At 70.7% G+C, this 24,686-nt stretch carries 28 protein-coding genes; 17 read left to right on the top strand and 11 right to left on the bottom strand.

Annotated features, from left to right (window positions below; genetic code table 11):
* The first annotated feature begins 81 nt into the window (after positions 1–81).
* Positions 82–894: a class I SAM-dependent methyltransferase gene (locus ABFX51_RS31575; protein ID WP_346055892.1), complete on the top strand. Its 813-nt coding sequence runs from the start codon at positions 82–84 to the stop codon at positions 892–894.
* On the opposite strand, the gene ABFX51_RS31570 is transcribed toward ABFX51_RS31575, so the two are convergent.
* The gene (locus tag ABFX51_RS31570) at positions 852–1,469 is read right to left on the bottom strand and encodes a PadR family transcriptional regulator (RefSeq protein WP_091513424.1); all 618 of its coding nucleotides are present in this window, start codon (positions 1,467–1,469) and stop codon (positions 852–854) included. The genes ABFX51_RS31575 and ABFX51_RS31570 overlap by 43 nt on opposite strands.
* Before the next feature lie 92 nt (positions 1,470–1,561).
* Between ABFX51_RS31570 and rlmN the strand changes: the two genes are divergently transcribed.
* Complete coding sequence (rlmN, locus tag ABFX51_RS31565) at positions 1,562–2,668, top strand: dual-specificity RNA methyltransferase RlmN (protein WP_091513422.1); 1,107 nt, start codon at positions 1,562–1,564, stop codon at positions 2,666–2,668.
* Positions 2,669–3,059: 391 nt separating this feature from the next.
* Positions 3,060–3,410, top strand: a complete 351-nt coding sequence (locus tag ABFX51_RS31560; protein ID WP_346055891.1) for a hypothetical protein — start codon at positions 3,060–3,062, stop codon at positions 3,408–3,410.
* Between the two features lie 8 nt (positions 3,411–3,418).
* On the opposite strand, the gene ABFX51_RS31555 is transcribed toward ABFX51_RS31560, so the two are convergent.
* The gene (locus ABFX51_RS31555) at positions 3,419–3,772 is read right to left on the bottom strand and encodes a hypothetical protein (RefSeq protein WP_346055890.1); all 354 of its coding nucleotides are present in this window, start codon (positions 3,770–3,772) and stop codon (positions 3,419–3,421) included.
* A 70-nt stretch (positions 3,773–3,842) separates the two neighbouring features.
* On the opposite strand from ABFX51_RS31555, the gene ABFX51_RS31550 reads away from it, so the two are divergent.
* Positions 3,843–4,223, top strand: a complete 381-nt coding sequence (locus ABFX51_RS31550) for a hypothetical protein (RefSeq protein WP_346055889.1) — start codon at positions 3,843–3,845, stop codon at positions 4,221–4,223.
* 21 nt (positions 4,224–4,244) lie between these two features.
* Positions 4,245–4,598, top strand: a complete 354-nt coding sequence (locus ABFX51_RS31545) for a hypothetical protein (protein ID WP_346055888.1) — start codon at positions 4,245–4,247, stop codon at positions 4,596–4,598.
* A gap of 118 nt (positions 4,599–4,716) precedes the next feature.
* Here the strand turns inward: ABFX51_RS31545 and ABFX51_RS31540 are convergent, their stop codons facing one another.
* Entirely contained in the window at positions 4,717–4,986 is a 270-nt protein-coding gene (locus ABFX51_RS31540) for a DUF2631 domain-containing protein (protein WP_177228891.1), read from the bottom strand.
* Between the two features lie 92 nt (positions 4,987–5,078).
* On the opposite strand from ABFX51_RS31540, the gene dxr reads away from it, so the two are divergent.
* The 6 genes from dxr (at position 5,079) to map (ending at position 11,175) form a co-directional block, all read left to right on the top strand.
* On the top strand, positions 5,079–6,287 hold the full coding sequence (gene dxr, locus ABFX51_RS31535) for a 1-deoxy-D-xylulose-5-phosphate reductoisomerase (protein WP_346055886.1): 1,209 nt from the start codon (positions 5,079–5,081) through the stop codon (positions 6,285–6,287).
* A gap of 3 nt (positions 6,288–6,290) precedes the next feature.
* Positions 6,291–7,505 carry a M50 family metallopeptidase gene (locus ABFX51_RS31530; RefSeq protein ID WP_346055885.1) on the top strand — a complete coding sequence of 405 codons (1,215 nt, stop codon included), beginning with the start codon at positions 6,291–6,293 and terminating at the stop codon, positions 7,503–7,505.
* 45 nt (positions 7,506–7,550) lie between these two features.
* The gene (gene ispG / locus ABFX51_RS31525; protein WP_091513405.1) at positions 7,551–8,699 is read left to right on the top strand and encodes a flavodoxin-dependent (E)-4-hydroxy-3-methylbut-2-enyl-diphosphate synthase; all 1,149 of its coding nucleotides are present in this window, start codon (positions 7,551–7,553) and stop codon (positions 8,697–8,699) included.
* Between the two features lie 127 nt (positions 8,700–8,826).
* Positions 8,827–9,396 carry a Uma2 family endonuclease gene (locus ABFX51_RS31520; protein ID WP_346055884.1) on the top strand — a complete coding sequence of 190 codons (570 nt, stop codon included), beginning with the start codon at positions 8,827–8,829 and terminating at the stop codon, positions 9,394–9,396.
* Positions 9,397–9,446: 50 nt separating this feature from the next.
* Positions 9,447–10,301, top strand: coding sequence for a GNAT family N-acetyltransferase (locus ABFX51_RS31515; RefSeq protein WP_346055883.1), 855 nt, complete (start codon positions 9,447–9,449; stop codon positions 10,299–10,301).
* 16 nt (positions 10,302–10,317) lie between these two features.
* Positions 10,318–11,175: a type I methionyl aminopeptidase gene (gene map, locus ABFX51_RS31510; RefSeq protein ID WP_091513401.1), complete on the top strand. Its 858-nt coding sequence runs from the start codon at positions 10,318–10,320 to the stop codon at positions 11,173–11,175.
* On the opposite strand, the gene ABFX51_RS31505 is transcribed toward map, so the two are convergent.
* Entirely contained in the window at positions 11,138–11,833 is a 696-nt protein-coding gene (locus ABFX51_RS31505; protein ID WP_091513398.1) for a FadR/GntR family transcriptional regulator, read from the bottom strand. The genes map and ABFX51_RS31505 overlap by 38 nt on opposite strands.
* 49 nt (positions 11,834–11,882) lie before the next feature.
* On the opposite strand from ABFX51_RS31505, the gene ABFX51_RS31500 reads away from it, so the two are divergent.
* Positions 11,883–13,076, top strand: a complete 1,194-nt coding sequence (locus ABFX51_RS31500) for a CynX/NimT family MFS transporter (protein WP_346055882.1) — start codon at positions 11,883–11,885, stop codon at positions 13,074–13,076.
* Here the strand turns inward: ABFX51_RS31500 and ABFX51_RS31495 are convergent.
* Together ABFX51_RS31495 and ABFX51_RS31490 are read right to left on the bottom strand one after the other, a co-directional pair.
* The gene (locus ABFX51_RS31495; RefSeq protein WP_346055881.1) at positions 13,050–14,441 is read right to left on the bottom strand and encodes a mycothione reductase; all 1,392 of its coding nucleotides are present in this window, start codon (positions 14,439–14,441) and stop codon (positions 13,050–13,052) included. The two genes, ABFX51_RS31500 and ABFX51_RS31495, sit on opposite strands and share 27 nt — an antisense overlap.
* 64 nt (positions 14,442–14,505) lie before the next feature.
* Entirely contained in the window at positions 14,506–15,321 is an 816-nt protein-coding gene (locus ABFX51_RS31490) for a M15 family metallopeptidase (RefSeq protein ID WP_346055916.1), read from the bottom strand.
* Between the two features lie 165 nt (positions 15,322–15,486).
* Between ABFX51_RS31490 and ABFX51_RS31485 the strand changes: the two genes are divergently transcribed.
* Together ABFX51_RS31485 and ABFX51_RS31480 are read left to right on the top strand one after the other, a co-directional pair.
* Complete coding sequence (locus ABFX51_RS31485) at positions 15,487–16,308, top strand: S1 family peptidase (RefSeq protein ID WP_346055880.1); 822 nt, start codon at positions 15,487–15,489, stop codon at positions 16,306–16,308.
* Positions 16,309–16,317: 9 nt separating this feature from the next.
* The gene (locus ABFX51_RS31480; RefSeq protein ID WP_346055879.1) at positions 16,318–16,752 is read left to right on the top strand and encodes a GNAT family N-acetyltransferase; all 435 of its coding nucleotides are present in this window, start codon (positions 16,318–16,320) and stop codon (positions 16,750–16,752) included.
* Here ABFX51_RS31480 and ABFX51_RS31475 read toward each other — a convergent pair.
* The 3 genes from ABFX51_RS31475 to ABFX51_RS31465 form a co-directional block, all read right to left on the bottom strand.
* Positions 16,715–17,902: an 8-amino-7-oxononanoate synthase gene (locus ABFX51_RS31475; protein WP_346055878.1), complete on the bottom strand. Its 1,188-nt coding sequence runs from the start codon at positions 17,900–17,902 to the stop codon at positions 16,715–16,717. The genes ABFX51_RS31480 and ABFX51_RS31475 overlap by 38 nt on opposite strands.
* Before the next feature lie 81 nt (positions 17,903–17,983).
* Complete coding sequence (locus ABFX51_RS31470; protein WP_245783285.1) at positions 17,984–19,351, bottom strand: DEAD/DEAH box helicase; 1,368 nt, start codon at positions 19,349–19,351, stop codon at positions 17,984–17,986.
* A 221-nt stretch (positions 19,352–19,572) separates the two neighbouring features.
* Positions 19,573–20,457 carry a serine protein kinase RIO gene (locus ABFX51_RS31465; protein ID WP_346055877.1) on the bottom strand — a complete coding sequence of 295 codons (885 nt, stop codon included), beginning with the start codon at positions 20,455–20,457 and terminating at the stop codon, positions 19,573–19,575.
* Positions 20,458–20,633: 176 nt separating this feature from the next.
* Here ABFX51_RS31465 and ABFX51_RS31460 point away from each other — a divergent pair, with 176 nt between their 5' ends.
* Positions 20,634–21,734, top strand: coding sequence for an NAD(P)/FAD-dependent oxidoreductase (locus ABFX51_RS31460; protein WP_346055876.1), 1,101 nt, complete (start codon positions 20,634–20,636; stop codon positions 21,732–21,734).
* On the opposite strand, the gene yaaA is transcribed toward ABFX51_RS31460, so the two are convergent.
* Positions 21,721–22,452 carry a peroxide stress protein YaaA gene (yaaA, locus tag ABFX51_RS31455; RefSeq protein WP_346055875.1) on the bottom strand — a complete coding sequence of 244 codons (732 nt, stop codon included), beginning with the start codon at positions 22,450–22,452 and terminating at the stop codon, positions 21,721–21,723. The genes ABFX51_RS31460 and yaaA overlap by 14 nt on opposite strands.
* 67 nt (positions 22,453–22,519) lie before the next feature.
* Between yaaA and ABFX51_RS31450 the strand changes: the two genes are divergently transcribed.
* Together ABFX51_RS31450 and ABFX51_RS31445 are read left to right on the top strand one after the other, a co-directional pair.
* Positions 22,520–23,482, top strand: a complete 963-nt coding sequence (locus tag ABFX51_RS31450) for a GNAT family N-acetyltransferase (protein WP_346055874.1) — start codon at positions 22,520–22,522, stop codon at positions 23,480–23,482.
* Positions 23,483–23,608: 126 nt separating this feature from the next.
* Entirely contained in the window at positions 23,609–24,343 is a 735-nt protein-coding gene (locus ABFX51_RS31445; RefSeq protein ID WP_346055873.1) for a Stp1/IreP family PP2C-type Ser/Thr phosphatase, read from the top strand.
* A gap of 68 nt (positions 24,344–24,411) precedes the next feature.
* Here ABFX51_RS31445 and ABFX51_RS31440 read toward each other — a convergent pair whose 3' ends face one another.
* Entirely contained in the window at positions 24,412–24,648 is a 237-nt protein-coding gene (locus tag ABFX51_RS31440; RefSeq protein ID WP_091513370.1) for a S1 RNA-binding domain-containing protein, read from the bottom strand.
* Positions 24,649–24,686 lie beyond the last annotated feature (38 nt).

The following is a 24,686-nucleotide window of genomic DNA, read 5'->3' as shown; positions in this document are numbered from 1 at the left end:
GGGTGCCTCCTGTCCCGGGGAGGCTTCGAGTCTACGGCTGTCGCAAGAATTTTTCGTCGTTCGATCCCGTATCCTGCGATTATGTGGCAAGCCGCCCGGCGCGGGCTGAAAGCGCTCTCCCGCGACGGCGGTGTCGTGCCCAGCCCGAACATCTGGTACTACCCCGACACGTACGAGCTGGAGAACCGCGCGCAGGACGTCGACGGCGAGATCTGGCGTGTCCTCGACCGCGAATCCCCTTGGGCGGGCAGGGATGTCCTCGATCTCGGGTGTGGGGACGGTTTTCACCTGCCGAAGTTCGCCGGGACGGCACGATCGGTGATCGGCGTCGAGCCGCATGAACCGTTGGTGCACAAGGCGCGACGGAGAGTTTCCGGATCCGGCAACGTCCGCGTCCTGACCGGTTCCGCGCAACGCGTTCCGTTGCCGGACGCGAGCGTCGACGTCGTGCACGCGCGGACGGCGTACTTCTTCGGGCCCGGCTGCGAGCCCGGTTTGCGGGAAACCGACCGGGTTCTGCGGCCGGGCGGGGTGCTGGCGATCGTGGACCTGGACGCGGCGGCCGAACCTTACGGGCGCTGGATGCGGGAGGACCTGCCGCACTACGACCCGCGGGCCGTGGAGGATTTCTTCGAGCGCAACGGTTTCCGGTGTCACCGCGTGGCGACGCGGTGGCGCTTCGAAAGCCGCGCGGAGCTGGAAGCGGTGCTCAAGATCGAGTTCAGCCCCGCGGTCGCCCAGCGCGCGATCGGGGATGTGTTACGCCACAACGGGAACGACGACGGGTACACGGTGCCGGTGGGCTATCGCGTGCATGTCCGCGAAAAGCCCACCGGCCTCGTGCTGCCTGGTCACTCGGCGTCTTCCTCGTCGATCTCGCCGAGGATGCCGTAGAGCGCACGCCGCGCCTCGTTGAGGACGGTCACAGCGCGCTTCTTCTGCTCCGGCGTGCCGGCCTGTGACACCTGGATCGCCGCCGCGGCCAGCGTCGCGCCGGCCTTGCGCAGGTCGATCTCGACCGGGTCGACGTCGTGCGCGATCTGCTCCCACGGCGGGCTGCTGTCGAGCCGCTCGGCGGCGGCGCGGCCCTCGTCGGTCAGCTCGAACAACTTCTTGCCGCCTTCGTCACGGCTGACCACCAGGCCTTCGTCGGCCAGCAGCTGCAGCGTCGGGTACACCGAGCCGGGGCTCGGGCGCCAGAAGCCGCCACTGCGTTCGCCGATCTCGCTGATGATCTCGTAACCGTGCCGCGGCTGCTCCGCGAGCAGGGCCAGGATCGCCGCGCGGACGTCACCACGCCGGCCGCGACGACCGCCGCGCTGGTGCGGACCACCGTGACCGCGTCCGCGTCCACGGTGCGGGCCGCCGGGGCCCCAGCCAGGGGGGAACTCGCCGAAGCCGCCGCGGGACCAGGGCCCGAACGCGCCTCGTGCTTCTCGACCAGGGGGGAAGGGTGGACGGTTTCTCATGTCGGCCTCCTTTCGTTGTGTTCCGACATGCTCACGATATATCGGAAACAGTCGGAACGCAACCGCCCTGGTCGTGGCACACTGGAACGGTTATGACTGCCCTTCCCCTGGTCTTCGAAGCGCCCAAGCGCGGCCTGCCGCCGCGCCACCTCGCCGACCTCTCCGTGGCCGAGCGCGCCGAAGCCGTCGCGGAGCTCGGTGAGAAGCCGTTCCGCGCCAAGCAGCTGTCGAACCACTACTTCTCGCGGCTGACCGTGGACCCCGAGGCGATGACCGACATCCCGGCCGCCTCGCGCGAGCGCCTGGTCACCGAGCTGATGCCGCCGTTGCTCACCGAGGTCAGGGCGCTGGAGGCCGACGGCGGCGCGACCCGCAAGACGCTGTGGCGCGCGCACGACGGCACCCTGCTGGAGAGCGTGCTCATGCGCTACCCCGACCGCGCCACGCTGTGCATCTCCAGCCAGGCGGGGTGCGGGATGGCGTGCCCGTTCTGCGCGACCGGGCAGGGTGGGCTCGACCGCAACCTGTCGACCGCGGAGATCGTCGACCAGGTGCGGTCGGCGGCCGCCGTGATGCGGGACGGGCTGATGCCCGGCGGTCCGGGGCGGCTGTCGAACATCGTGTTCATGGGCATGGGCGAGCCGCTGGCGAACTACAAGCGCGTGGTCGCGGCGGTCCGCCGGATCACCGAGCCCGCGCCCTCGGGGCTGGGGATTTCGCAGCGGTCGGTGACGGTCTCGACGGTCGGGCTCGCGCCGGCGATCCGCAAGCTCGCGGACGAGAAGATGCAGGTCAGGCTGGCGGTGTCGCTGCACACGCCGGACGACGAGCTGCGCGACACGCTGGTGCCGGTCAACAACCGCTGGTCGGTGGACGAGGTGCTGGAGGCGGCGCGGTACTACGCCGACACCTCGGGGCGGCGCGTGTCGATCGAGTACGCGCTGATCCGGGACATCAATGACCAGCCGTGGCGCGCGGACCTGCTGGCGAAGCGGCTGCGCAAGCACCTCGGGCAGCTGGTGCACGTCAACGTCATCCCGCTGAACCCCACGCCGGGATCGAAGTGGGACGCGTCGCCGAAGCCGGTGGAACGCGAGTTCGTGCGGCGCGTCAACGCCGGGGGAGTGGCGTGCACGGTGCGGGACACGCGAGGCCAGGAGATCGCGGCCGCCTGCGGGCAGCTCGCCGCGGAGGGCTGACCGGAGCGGGGCCTGTCAACGTTCCGATCGGCGAAGAGGGCTTGAGACACAACAGCGGTGGGTTTGGAACGTGTCCCGGCGCACCGCTGTGTTTCCGGTATCCCCCTCCGATAGCAGGTGGGCGGGAACAACCGGTGCGCGCGTCGGGGCCGACGCGGAAATTGCTGCCTGGGACAAGCTGGCCGCTGATGGGTTCACGGTCGTCCGAAAGCCGATTTACGTCCGCGGTCGGGATATGCGGGTTCGAATCTACGTTCGATGAACGCAGGGCAGAAATGTTGCCGAAGGCTTCGGTCAGGCTTCGGGATTTCAGATAATTGATGTCGAAGAGGTGAGGATCACGCCGTGATACGGTCTCTTCGACTTCAGTATCGTGCCCGTTGGAGGGTTGGTGGATGGTGTCGAGGTCGTGCTCCGCACTGCTCGTGGGCTCACGATCAGCGATCCGGGCCGTCTGATCGTCGAGATGCTGGTTGATCGCCTCGAGGTGGGGAAGCACCTGATCGTCGAACCTGCGGATGGGGACACCGGCCCGAACGTGCACTACATCCAGGTCATGCGCCAGGCGGAGGACGACTACCAGCTGGAGTACCGGGCGGGCAGCCCGCAGGAGCACTACCAGACCCACCTGGCCGCGCCCGCCGATGTCGTGGACGCGCTCTTCGGCTGGAGCAAAGGCGACTGGTCCTGGCGGGACAGGTTCGAGTGGAAGTGGATCGGCGACTGGTTCGCCCAGAGCTGACGAACTCATCACCGCAGGCTTCGGGTTTGGGGGTCGAAGCACACCAGGCCGGACGCCGCGGCGATCTCGGCGGCTTCGGCCGACACTTCGGGCGCCACGGTCCAGTTGATCCCGAAGTAGCAGAACGGACCGTTCGCGTTGTCCGCGAAGGAGCTCGTCACCCATGGGCAGGTTTCGACGTTCTGCTCGGTCAGGTCCGGCCAGCGTTCCAGCATGGCGGCGACGAACTCCCGGATACCCGCCGAGACCGGGCTCGCCACGCTGCTCTCCACGTACCGCTGGTACAGCAGGTGGAAGGTGGCGTCGGCCTCGACGTCGCTTTCGGTGCGCGCGCCCTCCCAGACCGCGAGGTCATAACTCATGGCGCCACTGTGCCAGCTGTCAGCACGGCGGTACGGTCCGGAGGGGTTCGCTGATCGCGAGGAGCGGGTTGTGTTGTCCACTACGAGGCGATTGATTGCCGTCTCCCTCGTCGAGTACGGGGAGGAGCCCATCGCTGATTGGGCTTCATCATGTGCCGATGACGATTTCTTGCGAATCTGTGGAGCGGCGGATTGGCTCTTGCACGAAGGGCCGAAGACCGCTTCGGGCGCGAGCATGACCTTTGCGAAGGCGATCGCGCTCGCCGCGGTGTTCGTGCGAGAACAAAAACCTCGCCCGTTGGCTCGAAGTCGCCGCAAGCGCGAGGAAAAACCCTTCGCAGGTGGGGATCCGAAACTCGACGAGCGCCCGGACTTCTGGAAGCAGCTGGAGCTCGGCGACCACTACGGTGTGGCGGGCACTTTCTCCGCGTACTGGAAGAACGCGGACTGATCCCGCTGGAGGTGCTTTTCGTTGCTGGTGCTGCGGACGTCACGGGGAACGGTCGTGCGCGGACCGTCGGCGAGCAACATCCTCGCGGTGCTCGAATCGCTGCCACGGGGCGGCCACCTGATCCTCGATCGTGAGGCCGACGAGTACATGCAGGTGTGGCTGCGCCCTGAGGGCACCTACCAGCTGGAGTACCGCGCGGGAACTCCGGGCGAGCACTTCCAGACGCTGACCGTTTCCCGGGCCAAGGTCGGCGAGGCGCTCGTCGACTGGAGCACCGGGGGCTCGACCTGGCACGGGAACTTCGCGTGGAAGCGCTTCCCTCAGCGCTCCGGCGGCTCCGGCAGCCCCTCGATCCGCGGTCCTTCGCCGGGATAGGGCGTGGGCGACTCGTGCGGGTACTGGTCAGGCGCGCCCTCGGGGCTTGCGCCTGCGGGGGAACGGCGGCTGCTCGCCAGGCCGTTCCGGCGGCTTGTCCGGCCCCGGCACGGCGTGCCTACCGGCGCCAGGCGGTACGGCGCTTCTTCAGGTCGATCAGCAGGGCGATGACGATGCCCGCCGCGATGCCCACGAGCCACACGTTCTCCGTGTTGTTCTCGTGGTTGTTGTAGATCATGATCAGCAGGATCGCGGCGCTGAGCCAGCCCGCGATGCGCGAGCCCTTGGGGAAGCCGCCGTGCCAGCCCCACTCGGCCGACGGCTCGTCCCGCGGGTCCACCTTCTTGACCTCGGACTGCTGCCGCTTGACGACCGCCTTGGTAGCCACGATCAACTCCTCAACGCCTGCGTTCACCTGCGACAGTGATAATCCCACATGCGCTCGAGACGCGCGCCGGGCGGTTCGCGACAATGGGCGTGATGAACACGACCCGCTCAGTCCTCGTGCTCGGTTCGACCGGTTCGATCGGCACCCAGGCCCTCGACGTCACCGGCCGCAACCCCGACCTCTTCCGCGTCGCCGGCATCGCCGCGGGCGGCTCCGACCCGGCGGCGCTCGCGGCGCAGGCGCTCGCCCACGAGGTCGACGCCGTGGCCATCACCAAGGCCACCGCCGCCGAGGACCTGCAGCTCGCGCTGTACGCCGAGGCGCAGAAACGCGGCTACTCCCGCGGCGAGTTCAAGCTGCCGAGGATCTTCGCGGGCGCCGACGCCGTCGTCGAGCTGATCGGCGCCGTACCGGTGGACATCGTGCTCAACGGGCTGCCGGGGTCCCAGGGGCTGGCGCCGACCCTGCGCGCGCTCGAAACCGGAGCGACGCTGGCGCTGGCCAACAAGGAGTCGCTCATCGCGGGCGGCCCGCTCGTGCTGAAGGCCGCGAAGCCGGGGCAGCTCGTCCCCGTCGACTCCGAGCACTCCGCGATGGCGCAGGCCCTGCGTGGCGGCCGGGCCGAGGAGGTGGACCGGCTCGTGCTCACCGCCTCCGGTGGCCCCTTCCGCGGCCGCACGCGCGAGCAGATGGCGGACGTCACGGTCGCCGACGCGCTGGCCCACCCCACCTGGTCCATGGGGAGGCTCATCACCATCAACTCGGCGACCCTGGTCAACAAGGGGCTGGAGCTGATCGAGGCGAGCCTGCTGTTCGACGTGCCGTGCGACCGGATCGACGTGGTCGTACACCCGCAGTCGATCGTGCACTCGATGGTCACCTTCGTCGACGGCTCGACGCTCGCCCAGGCCAGCCCGCCCGACATGCGCCTGCCGATCGCACTGGCGCTGAACTGGCCGAACCGCGTCGCGGACGCCGCCCGCGCCTGCCGCTGGGACGAGGCCACCGCCTGGACCTTCGAGCCGCTGGACACCACCGCGTTCCCCGCCGTCGAGCTGGCGCGGCACGCCGGCACCGTCGGCGGCTGCCTCCCGGCGGTCTTCAACGCCGCGAACGAGGTCATGGTGGAAGCCTTCCTGGCGCAAGACGCCCGCTTCACGTCCATCGTGGACACTGTGGAGAGGGTGGTTCGGGAGGCGGACGAGTGGCGCCGGGAACCGCGCGACCTGGAGGACGTATTCGCCGCGGAGCGGTGGGCGCGCACGCGCGCCGCCGAGCTGAACTCGACCGGGAGGAAGTAGGGCGTGCTCGCCTACATTTTCGGAGTCGTGCTGTTCGCGCTGGGCATCTGCGTGTCGGTCGCGCTGCACGAGGCGGGGCACATGGTCACCGCGAAGGCCTTCGGGATGAAGGTCCGGCGCTACTTCATCGGGTTCGGGCCCAAGGTGTTCTCGTTCCGCCGCGGCGAGACCGAGTACGGCCTGAAGTGGATCCCGCTCGGCGGGTTCTGCGACATCGCGGGCATGACCGCGCTCGACGAGGTCACCCCGGACGAGGCGCCGCGCGCGATGTGGCGGTTCAAGACCTGGAAGCGGACCGTGGTGCTCGCCGCGGGCTCCGTGACGCACTTCATCCTCGGGTTCGTCGTGCTCTACCTGATGGCCGTCACGATGGGCCTGCCGAACGCGACCGGGAAACCGCAGATCTCCACGGTCTCGGAGTGCGTGCGCAACGCGCAGACCGACGAGGAGTTCGCGCACCCGAACTGCCAGCCCGGCGACCCCGCGCCCGCCAAGCAGGGCGGCCTGCTGCCCGGCGACGTGGTGCGCGCCGTCAACGGCAAGAGCACCCCCACCTACATCGACGTGACCGCCGCGATCCAGCAGCTGTCCGGGCCCGCGACGTTCGAGGTCGAGCGGGACGGCAGGACGGTCCCGCTGACGATCGACGTGGTGCAGGTCGACCGCCCCGTCCAGGACGCGCAGGGCACCGAGAAGATCGTCAAGGTCGGCTCGCTCGGGGTGACCTTCGCCAACAACTTCACCTACAACCCGGTCACCGGGTTCGCCGGTGCCGGTTCGTTCACCGCGGACATGTTCGTCCAGACCTGGGGCCGGCTGCTGGAGTTCCCCGAGCGGATCCCCGCCGTCGTGCACTCGATCTTCGGCGGCGAGCGCGACCCGAACACGCCGGTGAGCGTCGTCGGCGCGAGCCGGATCGGTGGTGAGGCCGTCGAGCAGGGCCTGTGGCCGTTGTTCCTGCTGTTGCTGGCGAGCCTGAACTTCTTCGTCGGCGTCTTCAACCTGCTGCCGCTGCTGCCGCTCGACGGTGGACACATCGCGGTCACTTGGTACGAACGGGTCAGGGACTGGGTCCGGAAGTTGGCAGGGAAGGCCGCCGGAGGCCCGGTGGACTACACAAAGTTGTCCGCGATCACGATGGTCCTGGTGTTCATCGGCGGAGCGGTAACGTTGCTCACCGTGACGGCTGACATCGTCAACCCCATCCGTCTGCAGTAGGTAGGCTGGTCGCGTACGCATTCCTTCGCAGCCGTAGAGGATTCGATGAGCGTCGCGCTTGGCATGCCTGCCCTCCCGCCCCCCGTTCTCGCCGAGCGCCGGCCCACCCGGCAGCTGATGGTCGGCTCCGTCGGGGTCGGCAGCGACTACCCGATCTCCGTCCAGTCGATGACCACCACGTTGACGGCGGACGTCAACGCGACGCTGCAGCAGATCGCGGAGCTGACCGCCGCGGGCTGCGACATCGTGCGCGTCGCGTGCCCGTCGGCGGATGACGCCGCCGCGCTGCCCGCCATCGCGAAGAAGTCGCAGATCCCGGTGATCGCCGACATCCACTTCCAGCCGAAGTACGTGTTCGCCGCGATCGAGGCCGGGTGCGCGGCGGTCCGCGTCAACCCGGGCAACATCAAGAAGTTCGACGACAAGGTCAAGGAGATCGCGCAGGCCGCGAAGGACCACGGCACGCCGATCCGCATCGGGGTCAACGCGGGCTCGCTCGACCCGCGGCTGCTCAAGAAGTACGGCAAGGCCACGCCGGAGGCGCTCGCGGAGTCGGCGCTGTGGGAGGCCTCGCTGTTCGCCGAGCACGACTTCCACGACATCAAGATCTCGGTCAAGCACAACGACCCCGTGGTCATGGTGCGGGCGTACGAGATCCTCGCCGAGCAGTGCGACTACCCGCTGCACCTCGGCGTGACCGAGGCGGGCCCGGCGTTCCAGGGCACGATCAAGTCGGCCGTGGCGTTCGGTGCGCTGCTGCGGCAGGGCATCGGGGACACGATCCGCGTGTCCCTGTCGGCGCCGCCGGTCGAGGAGGTCAAGGTCGGCACGCAGATCCTGCAGTCGCTGAACCTGCGGCCGCGGAAGCTGGAGATCGTGTCATGCCCGTCGTGCGGGCGTGCCCAGGTCGACGTGTACAAGCTGGCCGAGGAGGTCACCGCCGGGCTCGAGGGCATGGAGGTGCCGCTGCGGGTCGCGGTGATGGGCTGCGTCGTGAACGGTCCCGGTGAGGCGCGCGAGGCCGACCTCGGCGTGGCGAGCGGCAACGGCAAGGGCCAGATCTTCGTCAAGGGCGAGGTCATCAAGACCGTGCCGGAGCACCAGATCGTCGAGACCCTGATCGAAGAGGCGATGCGCATCGCCGAGGAGGCGGGGGAGCAGGGCGAGGGCTCGCCGGTCGTCAGCGTCGGCTGACGCGGAGTGGGGTGGCGGACCGCGGCCAGGGCCTGGTCGCGGGCGGTTTAGCGTGGTTCCGTTGAGGCGTTTCCGGCGCCTTGAGCCGCTATCCTGGTAGGAGCCGAGCGCAGGAACGGGGTGGGTCATGAGCACCGCAGTCGTGGATTCCGCGCTGAGCTGGGACTACCTGCTGGACACCTGGCGGGAGCTGGAGGTCCCCGAGGGATGGCGGCCGGAGCTGACCGTCGAGGGGATCCACATGACGCCGCCACCTGGGGGAACCCACAACCTCATCGCCGACCTGGTCCATGAGGCTTTGATCGCCAAGCGGCCGGAAGGGTGCGGGATCTTCCAGACGCAGGGCGTGGGCATCAGGCAGATCGGGGGCATCTACGTGCCCGACTTCTGCGTAGCGCCCCGCGAGGCGATCCCGCACGGCTCGGACCCGGTGCCGGCGGAGCACGTGCTGCTGGCCGTCGAGATCACGTCCAGGAGCACGGCCCGGCACGACCGCTCCAAGAAGAAGTGGGCCTACGCCCACGGCCCGATCCCGCTGTACCTGCTCATCGACCCGCTCGACGAAGACGGCCCGGCGGTCTCCCTGTTCAGCCACCCGGTCAAGGGCGTCTACAGCCGGTTCCACCGGGTCCCGTTCGGCGAGCCGATCACGATCGGTGCCCCCTTCGACGTCGTCCTCGACACGGCGCGGTTCTGATCACGCCCTCGGTTTCCCGTAACCGGGGTTCATCTGGCAATCTGGACCACGTGTTGCGGCTTGCCGGTGCACGGCTGCTCGGTGATCGGGACTACCCGGCGGTGCGTGCCGTCCTGGATGCCGATCCGGTGGCCAGCTGCATGGTCAGCGCCCGGGTCGAGGTTGCCGGTCTGGACCCCTGGCGGCTCGGCGGCGAGCTGTGGGCCGCCGACTACCGGGGCACCCGCTCCAGCCGCCTGCCGGGTCTCTGCTTCTCCGGTCCGAACCTGATCCCCTTGCGCGGCAACGCTTCCGCGATGCGCTCCTTCGCCGACCGGGCCCTGCGCAGGCAGCGCATCTGCTCCTCGCTCGTCGGCCCGGCCGAACAGGTGCTGGCACTGTGGGACGAGCTGGCCCCCGAGTGGGGACCGGCCCGCGAGATCCGGCCGGACCAGCCGTTGATGGCGATGGACGGCCCGCCGGCCATCACCGCGGACCCGCTCGTGCGGCCCGTGCGGCCGGACGAGCTGGACCGGTACCTGCCCGCCGCGATCTCCATGTTCATCGAGGAGGTCGGCGTCGACCCGCGTGCCGGTGACGGCGGTGCCAGCTACCGCGCCCGCGTGGCCGAGCTGATCGCGGGCGGCCGCGCGTTCGCCCGCTTCGAGGGGCGCGAAGTCGTGTTCAAGGCCGAAATCGGGGCGTTGTCCCGCAGCGTCGGGCAGATCCAGGGTGTGTGGGTGCACCCCGACCGGCGCGGACAGGGCCTCGGCACGGCGGGCACGGCGGCGGTGGTGAACCGGCTCGTGCACGGGATGGGCCGCACGGCGAGCCTCTACGTGAACTCCTTCAACAGCCCCGCGCTGGCCGCGTACCGGCGCGTCGGGTTCCACCAGGTCGGCCGCTACGCCACGGTTCTGTTCTGAGTCGTAGGCTGGACGCATGTCCTTGCGTGCTCCACTGAAGCCCGGCGTGCAGACGCCACGTCGTCCCGTTCCGGCCAGCATTCCCCGTCCCGAGTACGTGGACAAGCCGGCGCCGAAGCGGGACACCGGCAACGGGGTGCGCACACCGGAGCAGATCGAGGCGATGCGCGTCGCGTGCCGCATCGCCGCGCAGGCGCTGGAGGAGGGCGGCAAAGCCGTCAAACCGGGCAACACCACCGACGACGTTGACAAGGTCGTGCACGAGTTCCTCCTGGACCACAAGGCGTACCCGTCGACGCTGGGCTACCGGCACTTCCCGAAGTCGTGCTGCACCTCGCTGAACGAGGTGATCTGCCACGGCATCCCGGACTCGACGGTCATCGAGGACGGTGACATCTGCAACATCGACGTGACCGCGTACATCGGTGGCGTGCACGGCGACACCAACGCCACGTTCCTCGCCGGCGACGTGTCGGAGGAGGCGCGGCTGCTGGTCGAGCGCACGCACGAGGCGACGATGCGCGCGATCAAGGCGGTGCGGCCCGGCCGTCAGCTCAACGTCATCGGCCGCGTCATCGAGTCCTACGCCAAGCGCTTCGGCTACGGCGTGGTCCGCGACTTCACCGGCCACGGCGTCGGCCCCGGCTTCCACACGTTCCCGACCGTCCTGCACTACGAGGACCCGTCCGTCACCACGGAGATCGTGGAGGGCATGACGTTCACGATCGAGCCGATGATCACGCTCGGCTCGATCGACTACGACATCTGGGACGACGACTGGACGGTCACGACGAAGGACAAGAGCTGGACCGCCCAGTTCGAGCACACGATCCTCGTCACGCCGACGGGTTCGGAGATCCTGACCCTTCCCTGAGCAGCAGCTGGTCCAGGAAGCCGCCGGCCTCGGCCACCGCACGCGCGGGGTCGCGGTCGGCGATCGCCTCCAGCAGGCCGTGGTGCCCGATCGGCACGTGTTCGGTGAGGTGGTCCTCCGACGTCGCGGCCACGCTCGCCGTGATCGCCTCCGTCAGCCCGCGGTACAGCTCGGTCAGCAGCTCGTTCCGTCCACATCGGACGACCGTGAGGTGGAACTCCGTGTCGGCGCGGACGAAATCCGCCAGTGAGCGTTCGTGCTGCGCCCGGTCCCGCTCGTCGAGCAGCTCACGCAGCCGCGCCAGGTCCTCCTCCGTGCGCTCGGTCGCCGCCAGCCGTGCGCCCTCGACCTCCAGGCCGCGCCGCACCTGCAGCACCTCCCGCAGCTCCGAGCCGCACAGCCGCCGGATCGCGCCGGACACCTCGCTCGTCGCGCGCACGTAGGTGCCGTCGCCCTGCCGGACCTCCAGCAGACCGCTGTGTGCGAGCGCGCGCACCGCTTCCCGCACGGTGTTGCGGCCCACACCCAGCGTCTCCGCCAGCGCCCCCTCGGTCGGGATCCGCTGGCCCACGGCCCATTCGCCCTGGCTGATGGCTTCGCGCAGCTGACCGATCACCTGGTCGACGAGCCCGGTGCGGCGCGTGGTGGCTAATGGCACAACAAATGTCCCTTCACCCAATCATCCGACGTCTGCGATAGTAGCGGGCGTGGTTGAAACACCGGTGAAACAAACTTCGCGTGTCCTCGTCGGCGGCGGCCTGCTGGGCTTCGCCGTCGTCCTCGCCGCCCTGAACCTGCGGCCCGCGGTCACCGCGGCCGGTTCGGTGCTCGACGAGATGCGCGAGACGCTCGGCGCGACCTCCACCTGGGCGGGCGCGCTGACCACCATGCCGGGCCTGTGTTTCGCCCTCGCCGGTTCGACCGCGCCGTGGGTCGCCAAGAAGATCGGGATCGGCGGTGCCGTCGCGGCCGCCCTGGCCTTGCTGACCGCCGGGCTCGTCATCAGGGTGCTGGACGGACAGCTCGTCGTGCTCGGCGGCACCCTCGTCGCGACCGCCGGTATCGCGCTGGCCAACGTGCTGATCCCCGTCGTGGTCAAGGAGTCCTTCACCACGCGGATCGGGTTGATCACCGGGCTGTACACCGGTGCGCTGCAGGCGGGAGGTGCGCTGGGGTCGGCGGTGACGCCGCAGCTCGACGGCGCCTTCGGTGGCTGGCGCCCCGGCCTGGCGAGCTGGGCGGTGTTGTCGGGGCTGGCGCTGGTCGTGTGGCTGGTGTCGGTCCGGTCGCGACCGGGTGCGCCGACGGGTGCGGGTTCGCCTCAGAGCACCGGGCGGTCGCTGTTGCGCAGCCCGCTCGCCTGGATCGTCACCCTGTTCTTCGGGCTGCAGGCGTGCCTGGCCTACGTCGTGATGGGCTGGCTGCCGGAGGTGTTCATCGACGCGGGCGTCAGCCGCGGCGACGCGGGCCTGCTGCTCGGGCTGATCTCCATCATCGGGCTGCCGGTGAGCCTCGTCGTGCCGCCGCTGGCCGGCCGCGGCGGCAGCCAGAGCTGGTGGATCGTCGGGCTGGCGGCGTTCGGCTTCGCCGGGGTGGTCGGCGTGATGGTCGCGCCCGCGGCGGCGCCGGTGCTGTGGGCGGTGCTCATCGGGCTGGGCATGAGCGTGTTCTCGCTCGCGCTCACCACGATCGCCCTGCGGGCCCGCACCGGCGGGGACACCGCGCGGTTGTCGGGCATGGCGCAGGGCTTCGGGTACCTGCTGGCCGCGCTCGTGCCGTTCCTGTTCGGCCTGCTGCACGACCTGACCGGTGCCTGGACCGTGCCGTTCCTGATGTTGCTGGTCCTGGTCGCCGTGCAGATGGTGTTCGGGTTCCTAGCGGGACGCCCCAGGTACGTTTAGGTTCAGCAGCGCGTTCTCGACCAGCTCCGGCATCGCCGGGTGGATCCAGTACTGGCCGCGCGCCATGGTGTGCGCGTCGAGGCCGAAGCTCATCGCCTGGACCAGCGGCTGGATCACCGTGGGCGCCTGCGGGCCGATGATGTGCGCGCCCAGCAGCTGCCCGGTTTCCGGGTCGGCCAGCAGCTTCGCGAAGCCGGTGGTGTCCTCCATCGCCCAGCCGTAAGCGATCGCGGCGTAGTCCTGTTTGGACGTCGTGTACTTGAGACCCCGTTGGCGCGCCTGCTGTTCGGTGACCCCGACGGACGCGATCTGCGGCGAGCCGAACACGGCGTGCGGCACGAACCGGTGGTCGGCCTGGATGCGCTCGTCCGGGTGCAGCAGGTTGTGCTGCACGACACGGGCTTCGTGGTTCGCGACGTGCTTCAGCTCGTACGGCGACGACAGGTCACCGAGCGCGTAGATGCCCTCGACCGAGGTCTGCTGATAGGAGTCCACCTTGACGTGCCCACTGTCCAAAGTGGTCACCCCGGTGGCGGCGACGTCGAGCAGGTCCGAGTTCGGCCGGCGCCCCACGGCGATGAGCAGCTGGTCGGCTTCGACGGTCTCCCCCTCGGCGAGGTCCAGCGCGAGGCCGGTCTCGGTCCGCCGCGCCCGCAGCACCTTCCGGTTGAGGCGGACGTCGTAGCGCTGCGCGGCCAGCTCCGTGTACCGGGCGCTGATGTCCTCGTCCTCGCTGCGCAGCAGGGCGCCGGACCGCGCGATCACCGTGACCTCGACGCCGAACGACGAGAACACGTGCGCGAACTCCGCGGCGACGAACCCGCTGCCGACGATCACGAGCCGCCGGGGCAGCTCGTCGAGCCGCATGATCGAGTCCGAGGTGTGGTACGGCACCTGGTCCAGACCTTCGATGTCCGGGACGACCGGACGGCCGCCCGCGGCGAGCACGAAGCGGTCCGCGGTGATCGTCTCGGTCCGGTCGGGCAGCGAGACGGTCAGCTCCTTGTGCCCCGTGAAGCGGCCTTCGCCCTCATACACCGTCACGTTCGCGTTGTCGGCGTGGCTGGTGCGGTACTCGCGGCCGCCCTCGGCGATCGGGTCGATGCGCCCGAAGATGCGGTCGCGCACGTCACGCCACCGGACGTTCAGCAGCTCCTCGTCCACCCCGAACCGGCCGCTGATCGACGGCGTCGCGGCGAGGTCGGCGGTGTGCACGAACATCTTCGTCGGGATGCAGCCCACGTTGAGGCACGTGCCGCCGAACACGCCCTTTTCGACGATCGCCGTCTTCCAGTCGGCGAAGCGCGGGTCCAGTATCGAGTTCCCGGAGCCGGTACCGACGATCACCAGGTCGTAGTGGGGCACTGTGTCTTCCTTCGCCGTGTGGGGTTCTCCCTGCGAGAACCCGATTTTCGCGGGAGTTGTTCCCTCAGCCGCCGGTCGCGGTGAAGTGCATGCGGTCGGTCGGGCTGTGCCACGCCCCGCCCCAGCTCCACCCGATCGCCGCGAAGTCCCGCACCGTGGCGTCTCCCGCTTCCACCATGCCGGGCCGCCGCCACGACCGGTCCAGGTACGCCGAGGCGAGTTCGGGCAGCACCAGGTCGTCCTTGGTGTAGGGGTTGCAGAACGGGTTCAGGTCGATCGCCAGCCCGTACGCGTGCGCCGACCAGTTCTGCTGCCCGCGCACGGGACGGCATACGAACGCGCTCGTGTTGTTCCCGTCGCCGGTCGGCGGGGCGTCGAGTTCGGCGGGAGCGGTGACCCGCATCTCCTCGATGGGGAACTTCGCGGCGTACAGCTGCCCGAACACCCGTGTCACGTCCTCCGCGACCGAGGCGTTCACCAGCATCTCGCCGGTGTGCGCCCGGCCGTCGAAACCCCAGAACGACATCGTCAGGTACCGCAGGTCGCTCGCCTTGACCGGGCACGCGGGCTGCCACGTGCTGCCGGCGAGGACGTCGGCGGGCACCGGTGCGACGGTCGAGGCGTAGCGGCCATCGGCGGGTGGCGGCAGGAGGTCCCGGGTGGGCAGGCTGCGGTCCCGCAGGACGGGCGGGGTCGGTTCGATGCGGCCGTAGCCGTCGGGGCGCAGCGGCAACGGGTGCGCGCCGACGACCCACGTCGGCGCGGCTGGGGCGCTCGTGGTGGTGCTGGTGGCGGGTGCCGGGACGGGAGGCGGTTGCTGTTCCGGCGTGCCGCACGCGACCAGCCCGAGGAGGGCCGTCAGCGCGGCGAGACGGGACATGCGCACGTCTGCCAGCTTGACAGACGGACGAGACCACCCGATCAAGTGACACCATGGGAGGTCGATGTCCACTAGGGTGGCCTGTGCACTCTTACGCGCTGGAGTCCGTCGAACGCGGCGCGTGACATCACGTGGCTGAATTCCGGGGGAGAGAAGGGCACACCCATGGCTAAGCACGCCCGCCGCAACCGCAAGGTCCGCTTCCTGCTCGCGGCGGCCGCTGCCCTGGCCACCTCGCTGCCCGTCGCGGCCATCGCCGCCACCAGCGGGTCCGTCCCGGAGGCCCAGCCGCGGATCGTGGGCGGCGGTGAGGCGTCCGTCCGTGACTACCCGTACGCGGTGTTCCTCACCGACGCGAACGGCAACCAGTTCTGCGGCGGCACGCTCGTGACGTCGTCCGCCGTGGTCACCGCGGCGCACTGCGCGGCCGCCGTGTCGCAGTCCGACCTGCGCGTGGTCATCGGCCGGCAGCAGAAGACGGGCACCGACGGCGTGGTCGCGAACGTCCGGCGGGTCTGGAAGGACCCGAACTTCAGCGACCCCGGCAAGGGGGACGACGTGGCGGTGCTGAACCTCGACCGCCAGGTGTCCTACCGCCCGGCCTCGCTGCCCAAGAAGTCCGACTCGTCGCTGTACGCGGAGGGCACCAACGCCACGGTCCTCGGCTGGGGCCGCACCGCCGACGGCGGCGCCCGCGCGACCTCGCTGCGCAGCGCGGTCGTCCCCGTGATCAGTGACGCCAGCTGCTCGTCCAGCTACGGCAACTACAACTCCACCAGCATGGTGTGCGCCGGCTACCCGGACGGCGGGATCGACGCCTGCCAGGGTGACTCCGGCGGCCCGCTCGTGGTCGGGGACACCCTCATCGGCATCGTGTCCTGGGGTGACGGCTGCGCGAAGCCCGGCAAGCCCGGTGTGTACACGCGCGTGAGCACCTACGCCGACGACATCAGGGCGCAGTCCCAGCAGCGATCCCTGCTCTGGTAGCAAGGACCGGTGAACGTCGCCGGAACCGAGCTGACCCCGAGCCAGCTGTACGACATCCTCCACCTGCGCGCCGACGTGTTCGTCGTCGAGCAGGACTGCCCCTACCTCGACATCGACGGCCGTGACCTGCTGCCGGACACCCGGCACCTGTGGCTGACCGACGACCGGGGCATCTCGTCCTACCTGCGCGTGCTGACCGAACCCGGCCACTACCGGATCGGCCGGGTCGTGACCGCTCGCCACGCCCGCGGGCAGGGGCTCGCCGCCCGGCTGATGACCGAAGCGCTCGAGATCGTCGGTGACGCCGACAGCGTCCTCGACGCGCAGACCTACGCGCAGGGTTTCTACGCGAAGTTCGGCTACGTGCCCGAGGGCGACGAGTTCGACGAGGACGGCATCATGCACATCACGATGTGGCGGCGCGTGGCGGCGCGGACGCGCTGACCACCTTCACCGCGGTGTCCACATCGGACTCGCTGAGGTCGGCGCGGGCGGTCAGCCGCAGCCGGGAGATCCCGTCGGGCACCGAGGGCGGCCGGAAGCAGCCGACCCGCACGCCGTTCTCGGCGCAGCGGGCCGCCCACGTCACCGCGTCCTCCGGCGACGGCGCCTGCACCGAGACGACGGCCGCATCCGGCCTGCTGACGCGGAAACCCGCGTCGGTCAGCTGCTCCGCCAGCCGCGTCGCGTTGGCCAGCACCTTCCCCGGCAGCTCCGGTTCGGACTTGAGCACGCCCAGCGCGGCCAGCGCGGCGGCGGCGCTGGCCGGTGCGAGGCCGGTGTCGAAGATGAAGCTGCGCGAGGTCTCGACGAGGTGCCGGATGACCCGCCGGGACCCGAGCACAGCGCCGCCCTGAGCGCCGAGGGACTTCGACAGCGTCACCGTCATCACGACGTCCGGCTCGCCGGCGAGCCCGGCGGCGTGCACCGCGCCACGGCCGCCGTCGCCGAGCACGCCGAAGCCGTGCGCGTCGTCCACGAGCAGCGCCGCGCCGTGCTCCCGGCACGCGGCGGACAACTCGGGCAGCGGCGCGAGATCACCGTCCACCGAGAACACCGAGTCCGTCACCACGAGGGCGCGCTGTGTCCGGCGTGTCGCCAGCGCGTGCTTGATCGCGGCGACGTCGTTGTGGCCGATCGCGGCGATGCCCGCACGGGACAGGCGGCAGCCCTCGATGAGCGACGCGTGGATGTACTTGTCGGTCACGATGGCCGAGTCCTTGCCGGAAAGCGCTGTCACGGCGCCCAGGTTCGCGGTGAAGCCCGACGAGAACACCAGCGCGGCCTGGAACCCGCAGAACCGCGCCAGCTCGTGCTCCAGCTCGGCGTGCAGCTCCGTCGAGCCCGTCACCAGCCGGGAACCCGTCGAACCGGCACCCCACCGCAGTGCGGCGGCGGCAGCGGCACCGGCGACGCGCTTGTCCCGCGCCAGGCCGAGGTAGTCGTTGCCGGCGAGGTCCAGTTCCGTGCTCGTCGCGGGCCGGGGCCGCAGCCTGCGGGTCAGCCCGGCGTCCGCCCTGCGTTCGGCTTCCGCGTCCAGCCAGTCGAAAACCTGCTCGGGCGGCACGGCCGCGGGCTTCTGCGCTGCATCCACCCCGGCAGTCTCTCAGGCCGGACCCGGAACGCAGTGGAGGCCACCGTCACAACGGACGATGGCCTCCCTGAACTGCTGCGATCAGTCCCGCGCGCGTCGCGAGGGACCGCGGCCGTCACGCCGCGGCGGACGAGCGCCGCCTTCGCGGTAGCCGCCCTGGCGGTGGCCGCTGCCGAAGCCGCGGGCCCGGCCCTGCCGGTCACCACGGGGACCGCCGGCGCGCCGCGGCTGCGGCTCACGGCGGCGCTCGACGACCGGCTCACCGCTCGGCTCGCGGGCCCCGGTGATGCGGGCGAGATCGGCGTCACCCGGCCGCACGGTGGCGGACTGGGCGCGCACGCCGGCCTTCTCCGTCATGCGGCGCACGGTGCGGCGCTGGTCGTGCGTGACCAGCGTGACCACGGTGCCCGAGGCGCCCGCACGGGCCGTGCGGCCCGCCCGGTGCAGGTAGTCCTTGTGGTCGGCCGCCGGGTCGACGTGCAGCACGAGGCTGACGTCGTCGACGTGGATGCCGCGCGCGGCGACGTCGGTGGCGACCAGCACCGGGGTGTGGCCGTCCTTGAAGTCCGACAGCACGCGGTTGCGCTGGCCCTGCGTCTTGCCGCCGTGCAGTGCACCGGCCGCCACACCCTTCGCACGCAGCCGCTCGGCGAGCCGGTCGACGTGGTGCTTGGTGCGCACGAACATGATCGTGCGGCCCTCGCGGGCGCCGATCTCGGTCACGATGGCCTGCTTGTCCTGGTGGGTCACCTGGAACACGTAGTGGTCCATCGTGTCCACGCTCGCCGTGGCGGGCGCGACCGAGTGCTCGACCGGGTCGGTCAGGTAGCGGTCCACCAGCTTCTTCACGTCACCGTCGAGGGTGGCCGAGAACAGCAGGCGCTGGCCGCCGGGCGGGGTCAGGTCCAGGATCTCGCGGACCTGCGGCAGGAAGCCCATGTCGGCCATCTGGTCGGCCTCGTCGAGGGCGACGAAGTTCACGTCGGAGAGCACGCAGGTGCCCTGGCGGACGTGGTCGGACAGCCGGCCGGGGGTGGCGATCAGCAGGTCCACGCCCCGGTTGAGGACGTCGGCCTGGCGGGTGAAGGCCATGCCGCCGACGGCGACGCGGCACCACAGGCCCATCGCCTTGGCGAGCGGGCTGAGCGAGTCGGCGACCTGCATCGCCAGCTCACGGGTCGGCACGAGCACGAGGGCGCGCGGCCGCTTCGGACGGGCCTTGCCGCCGCCCAGCCTGCCCAGCAGCGCCAGGCCGAAGGCCAGCGTCTTGCCGGAACCGGTCTGGGCGCGGCCCAGCACGTCACGCCCGGCGAGCGCGTCGGGCAGGGTGGCCGACTGGATCGGGAAGGGGGCGTCGATGCCCTGGTCGCGCAGCGCCGTCAGCAGCGGCTGCGGAAGGTTGAAATCTTCGAACGAGGTCACCGAAGTGGACTCGAGGGTGATGCTCACTAACTGCCTCTCGGACGTGGCACGTCGCAAGGAGGCCCAACTGCCCGCTTGGCGCAGGGCGCAGTGTTGTCCTGGGCGTTCACAAGGACGGACCCGGCGCATTCCGTGCGCCGTTGGTGGGTGGATTACCGCGAGCCGTGTCAGTCGGCTTGGCCGCGAAGAACAACACTTGTCCACGCCGCCGGTTGCGGTCTGTGATGAGTCTACCCGAACATCCGCGATCACCGGAGCCCGGCCCGTTCGGACAGCTCCGAAGTGAGCGAAGGCACGTCGACGTCCAGGCCGCGGGCGGTGAACCAGCGGGCCAGGTTCGCCGCGTCGCGCGCCAGGAACTCGGGGCCCGCGGGGTTGGCGAACAGGTCCACCACCTGCGGCAGGTCGATGAGCACGAGCCTGCCGCGGTGCACCAGGACGTTGTACGGCGAGAGGTCGCCGTGCGCGAGCCCCTCGCCGGCGAGCAGTTCGAGCGCCCGGCGCGCCTGGAACCACAGTGACTCCAGCTCGTCCGGGTCCGGGCGCAGCTGTTCGAGGCGTGGCGCGGCGGTACCGTCCTCTTCGCCGAGGAACTCCAGCAGCAGTTCCGTCCCGTTGCGCTGCACCGGGTACGGCACCGGGAGCCCGACCGTCCACAAGCGACACAGGTACCCGAACTCGGCGACCGCCCACTGCTCGGCGATCAGGTTGCGGCCGAAGGACGTCCGGTTGGCCATCGCGCGGGTCTCGCGTGACCGGCGCATCCGGCGCCCTTCGAGGTAACTCGCGTCACGGTGGAACTGCCGGTGCTCGTTCGAGCGGTACCGCTTCGCGGCGAGCAGGCACGCGCGGGAACCGTCGGGCAGACCGCGGCGCAGCAGGTGGACGTCGGCCTCCTTGCCCGCCTTGAGCACACCCAGCTCGGTGTCGACGGCGGCCAGCTCGGTCACCAGCCAGTCCGGGTACGGCCGCGGGCCGCGTTCACCGGTGTCCCACGTCGAGTAGCGGTCACCGGGTATCTCGGGTTCGTAGGCGTCCTCGCGCAGTGCGGCCAGGCGGGCACGTTCGTGCTCGGTGAGGCGGCCGCGGCGGGCGTACGGGGTTTCGTCGTCGAAACGGCGACGGTTGGCCATCGGTGGGTTCTCCTCGGGAAGGTGCCCCACCGGCTGCGGTCAGCCGCGGGGCGGACGGAAAAGGGCACGGTTCAGCACGGGGACAGCCATCGTGTGCCTCCTTCCTTCCGTCGGAGCCTCGGATTCTGGCCGGGCGCGGGTGCGGGGGCAACCGAATTACCGGCAGACTCGTGACCATGCGGGTAGTGGTCATCGGATCGGGGATCGCGGGCGCGAGCACCGCGTACCAGCTGGCGCGCCGGGGCGCGGAGGTCGTCGTCGTGGACGCGGCGCGGACGGGGGTCGCGACGGCGGCCGGAGCGGGCATCGTGAGCCCGTGGACGTCGCGGGCGGAGGAGGAGCACTTCCGCGCGGCGTCGGCGGCGGCCGTGTACTACCGCACGCTGGTGGCGGAGCTGGCCGAGGACGGCGAGGCGGGCTCGTCGTTCGAGGTGGTCGGCGCCATGGTGGTGTCGGCCGACGAGGGTGAGCTGTCCGAGGCCTTCGAGCGGGTGAGCCGGCGAGCGGCGGCGGTACCGGAGGCGGGCGCGGTGCGGCGGCTGGACCCCGGGCAGGCGCGGGAGCTGTTCCCGGCGCTCGCCCCGGACCTCGGCGCGGTGCACGTGGAGGGCGGTGGCCGGGTCGACGGCCGTCGCCTGCGGGAGGCGCTGCTCGCGGCGGCCGCCCGGCGTGGCGCGTCCAGCGTGTCGGGACAGGCGGAGCTGTCGTCCGAGGGCGCGGTGCTCGTGGACGGCGAGCCGCTGGCGGCGGACAAGGTGGTGGTCGCGGCGGGCGCGTGGAGCGGTGAGCTCGTCGCCCCGCTCGGCGTGCGGCTGGGTGTGGAGCCGCAGCGTGGGCAGATCAGCCACTTCGAGCTGCCCGGCGTGGAGACGGGGCCGTGGCCGGTCGTGCTGCCGGTGTCGAGCCACTACCTGCTGGCGTTCCCCGGTTCGCGGGTGGTCGCCGGTGCGACGCGCGAAACCGGTTCGGGCTTCGACTACCGCGTGACGGCGGCAGGGCAGCGTGAGGTGCTGGACAACGCGCTCGCCGTCGCGCCGGGCCTCGCGGACGCGACCCTGCTGGAGACGCGCGTGGGCTTCCGCCCGGCGTCGGAGGACGGGCTGCCGCTGCTCGGCACGCTTCCCGGGACGCCGGACGTCCTGGTGGCGACGGGGTTCGGCGCGGGCGGCCTGACACTGGCGCCGTTCGCGGGTGCGCTCGTCGCGTCACTGGCCCTGGGCGAGGAACCCGCGCTCGACCTGGCGCCGTACGCGCCGGACCGGTTCAGGGCTCGATGACGAGGTCGAGCTCGTGCTCCCCGGTTCGCCGCACGTCGAACCCGGCCTTGGCCGCCACGCGCAGCAGACCCTCCACAGTGGATGGTTCACGGGGAGCCTTCGCGAGCGCGGCCGCGAGCCTGCCCTTGTAGGCCTTGTTGAAGTGGCTGATCGTCTTGCCGCTCGACGTCATCACGCGCACGCTCACCGCGCCGGGGATGCGCGCGAGCGCGGCGTAAGCGCCGGAGCGGAGGTCGACGACCAGTTCGTCCAGACCGGCCAGCACGGGTTCCAGCGCTGGACGCCAAAGCGTGCGCAGGGCACCGAGCGAGGGCAGCGACGTGCCGCCGGAGAGGCGGTAGGCGGGGATCCGGTCGTCGCCGCGCGCGATGCCGAAGAGCGCGGACGCGACGGCGAGGCGGCGCTGTGCCTTGGCGAGCTGCGCCTTGGTGAACCCGCCGATGTCCAGCGCGTCGTAGAGCACGCCGGTGTAGCGCTCCAGCGCGGGAAGCGTCGGCGACGACCACAGGGCGGCGTTGCGCGCGACCTCGTCCTCCTGCCGCGGCGAAAGCCCGAGGGCGTCGAGGCTCGCCGGGACGTCGGCCGCGAGGTCGACGAGGGCGTCGGCGAGCTTGCGGCGGACCGGGTTCAGCTCGGGGTAGGACAGTTCGTCGAGCTGCAGCGGCGGTCCGTCCCCACCGGGGGCCTTGGTTTCGGAAGGGGGCAGCAGCACGAGCACGACCAGCAGGTTAACGGTTGCCGGAAAATCGATGGGACGGGTGTCCGGCTCCCCATAGGCTCGTCCGGTGGACGAGATTTGGCGGCCGTTGACGGCCGGTGACGCGGAACCGGTGGCCGGGCTGCTGCGGGCGGCGGAGGCGGTCGAGCCGACGCACGAGCACCACAGCGTCGAGGACGTGCGCGAGGAGCTGACCGCCCCCAACGTGCGGCTGCGGGATGGGAGCACCTCCGTGTGGAGCGGGGAGCGGCTGCTCGGGTACGCGATGGCCGTGCCACGGGTGGAGGCGAACCCGGAGCACCGGATGCGCGTCGAACTGCAGCTGCACCCGGACCACCGCGAGTCCGGGCTGGGGGAGCGGCTGGTCGGCTGGCTGCTGCGCACCGGTCCTCAGCTGCACGCGCAGACGTTCCCCGACGCGGACCTGGAGCTGCACGGGCGTGCTCACGAGAACCAACGGTGGTACGCCCGGCTGCTGGAAGCGAACGGGTTCGCCAGGCTGCGTTCGTTCGCGACCATGCGGATGGACCTGGGGGAGCAGCCCGTCCCGCGTCCGCTGCCCGGGGAGCTGCGCCTGGCGGGCTACGCGCCGGAACACGACGAGGCGATCAGGGATGCGCTGAACGACACCTTCGCCGGGCACTGGGGCATGACGGCGTACTCGCCGGAGCTGTTCCGGCACCGCGTGACGGGCAGTCCGGCGTTCCGGCCGGAGACGTCGTTCCTGCTTCTGGGTGAACATGGCGAGGTCGCGGCGTTCGTGTTGTCGGCGTTCTACGAGTCCGACGCCGCGGCGACGGGTGTCCGCGAGCTGCTGGTGTCGTACGTCGGGACGCGCGGCGAGCTGCGTGGACGCGGCATCGCGACGGCTCTGCTGACGCACACGGTCACCGTCGCCCGGGAGCAGGGTTACGAGCGCGCGACGCTGGGGGTCGACGAGAGCAACGCCCACAACGCCTTGGGCGTCTACCAGCGTGTCGGTTTCGAGGTGACCGACCGTGCCTACGCGTACGTCCGTCCAGTGCCGTGACGGCCGTCGCCCGGGTCGATAATGTCTCGCCGGAGAGCCGGGAGGGGTGGCGACGACGTGACAACGGGAGAGGAACAACGCGTAGGTGGGCCGTATTCGCCGAACGCCCACTGCTTTACTTCACCTATGGAACCCAGTGGGTCACTGACGCTCCGGTATGCCGTCGCGACCGATGTCGGCCAGCGGCGGGATGCGAACGAGGACTCGGTCTTCACCAGCTCGCGGCTGCTCGCGGTCGCCGACGGGATGGGCGGGCACGTCGCCGGTGAGGTCGCCAGCTCGGCGGCGATCGCGGCGGTCACCGACCTGGACGGGCGGCTCGCCGAGGAGGACGCGGACCCGGCCGAGGCACTCGAGGAGACGGTGACCGACGCTGTGCGGCGGCTGACGGCGCTGGCGGAGGAGGACCCGGCGCTGCAGGGCATGGGCACCACGTTGACCGCCCTGCTGTGGCGCGGCAAGGAGTTCGTGGTCGCGCACGTCGGTGATTCGCGGGCCTACCGGCTGCGGAGCGGTGAACTGGAGCAGATCACCCGCGACCACACGGTGGTGCAGGAGCTGGTCGACCAGGGCCGGATCACGCCGGAGGCGGCCATGACCCACCCGAGCCGTTCGGTGCTGACGCGGGCGCTGCAGAGCGGCGGCCAGGCGGACCCGGACGTGTTCGTGGTCGAGGCCCAGCCCGGCGACCGGTATCTCATCTGTTCGGACGGGCTGTCCGACGTCGTCCCGCCGGAGCTGATCGCGGAAACGCTGACCACGGTCACCGACCCGGACGCCACGGTGCAGAAGCTCGTCGAGCTGGCCAACGCCGGCGGCGGTCCGGACAACATCACCTGCGTCGTCGCCGACGTCAGCTGACCTGTCCGTAGCTAGACTCGGCGGGTGTGGGGGCAGCCTCAACCTGCCCCCACACCCTCGGGCACCGATCAGGCGGCGGCGAACCTCATCCTGCGCCGCAGGACGTCGATCTCGGCCACCCGGACCCGCACGGTCGAACCGGGTGCCGGCTCCGCGGGCCACTCGTCGGACGGCAGCAGGCCGTGCACGCCTGGTGCGACCTCGAGGAGCGCGCCGAAAGGCAGCACCTTGGTCACGGTCGCTTCGACGGCTCCGCCTTCACTGCTGTTCGCGACGAACTCGTGCCACGTCGTGGACTGGGACATCTTTCACCTCCTTCCGCTGTCCCGAAGAAACATCGAGG

Source organism: Amycolatopsis dongchuanensis, from assembly GCF_039542405.1.
In the GTDB taxonomy this organism is placed as follows: Bacteria; Actinomycetota; Actinomycetes; order Mycobacteriales; family Pseudonocardiaceae; genus Amycolatopsis_E; species Amycolatopsis_E sacchari.
This window is presented reverse-complemented; position numbering and strand designations above follow the sequence as displayed.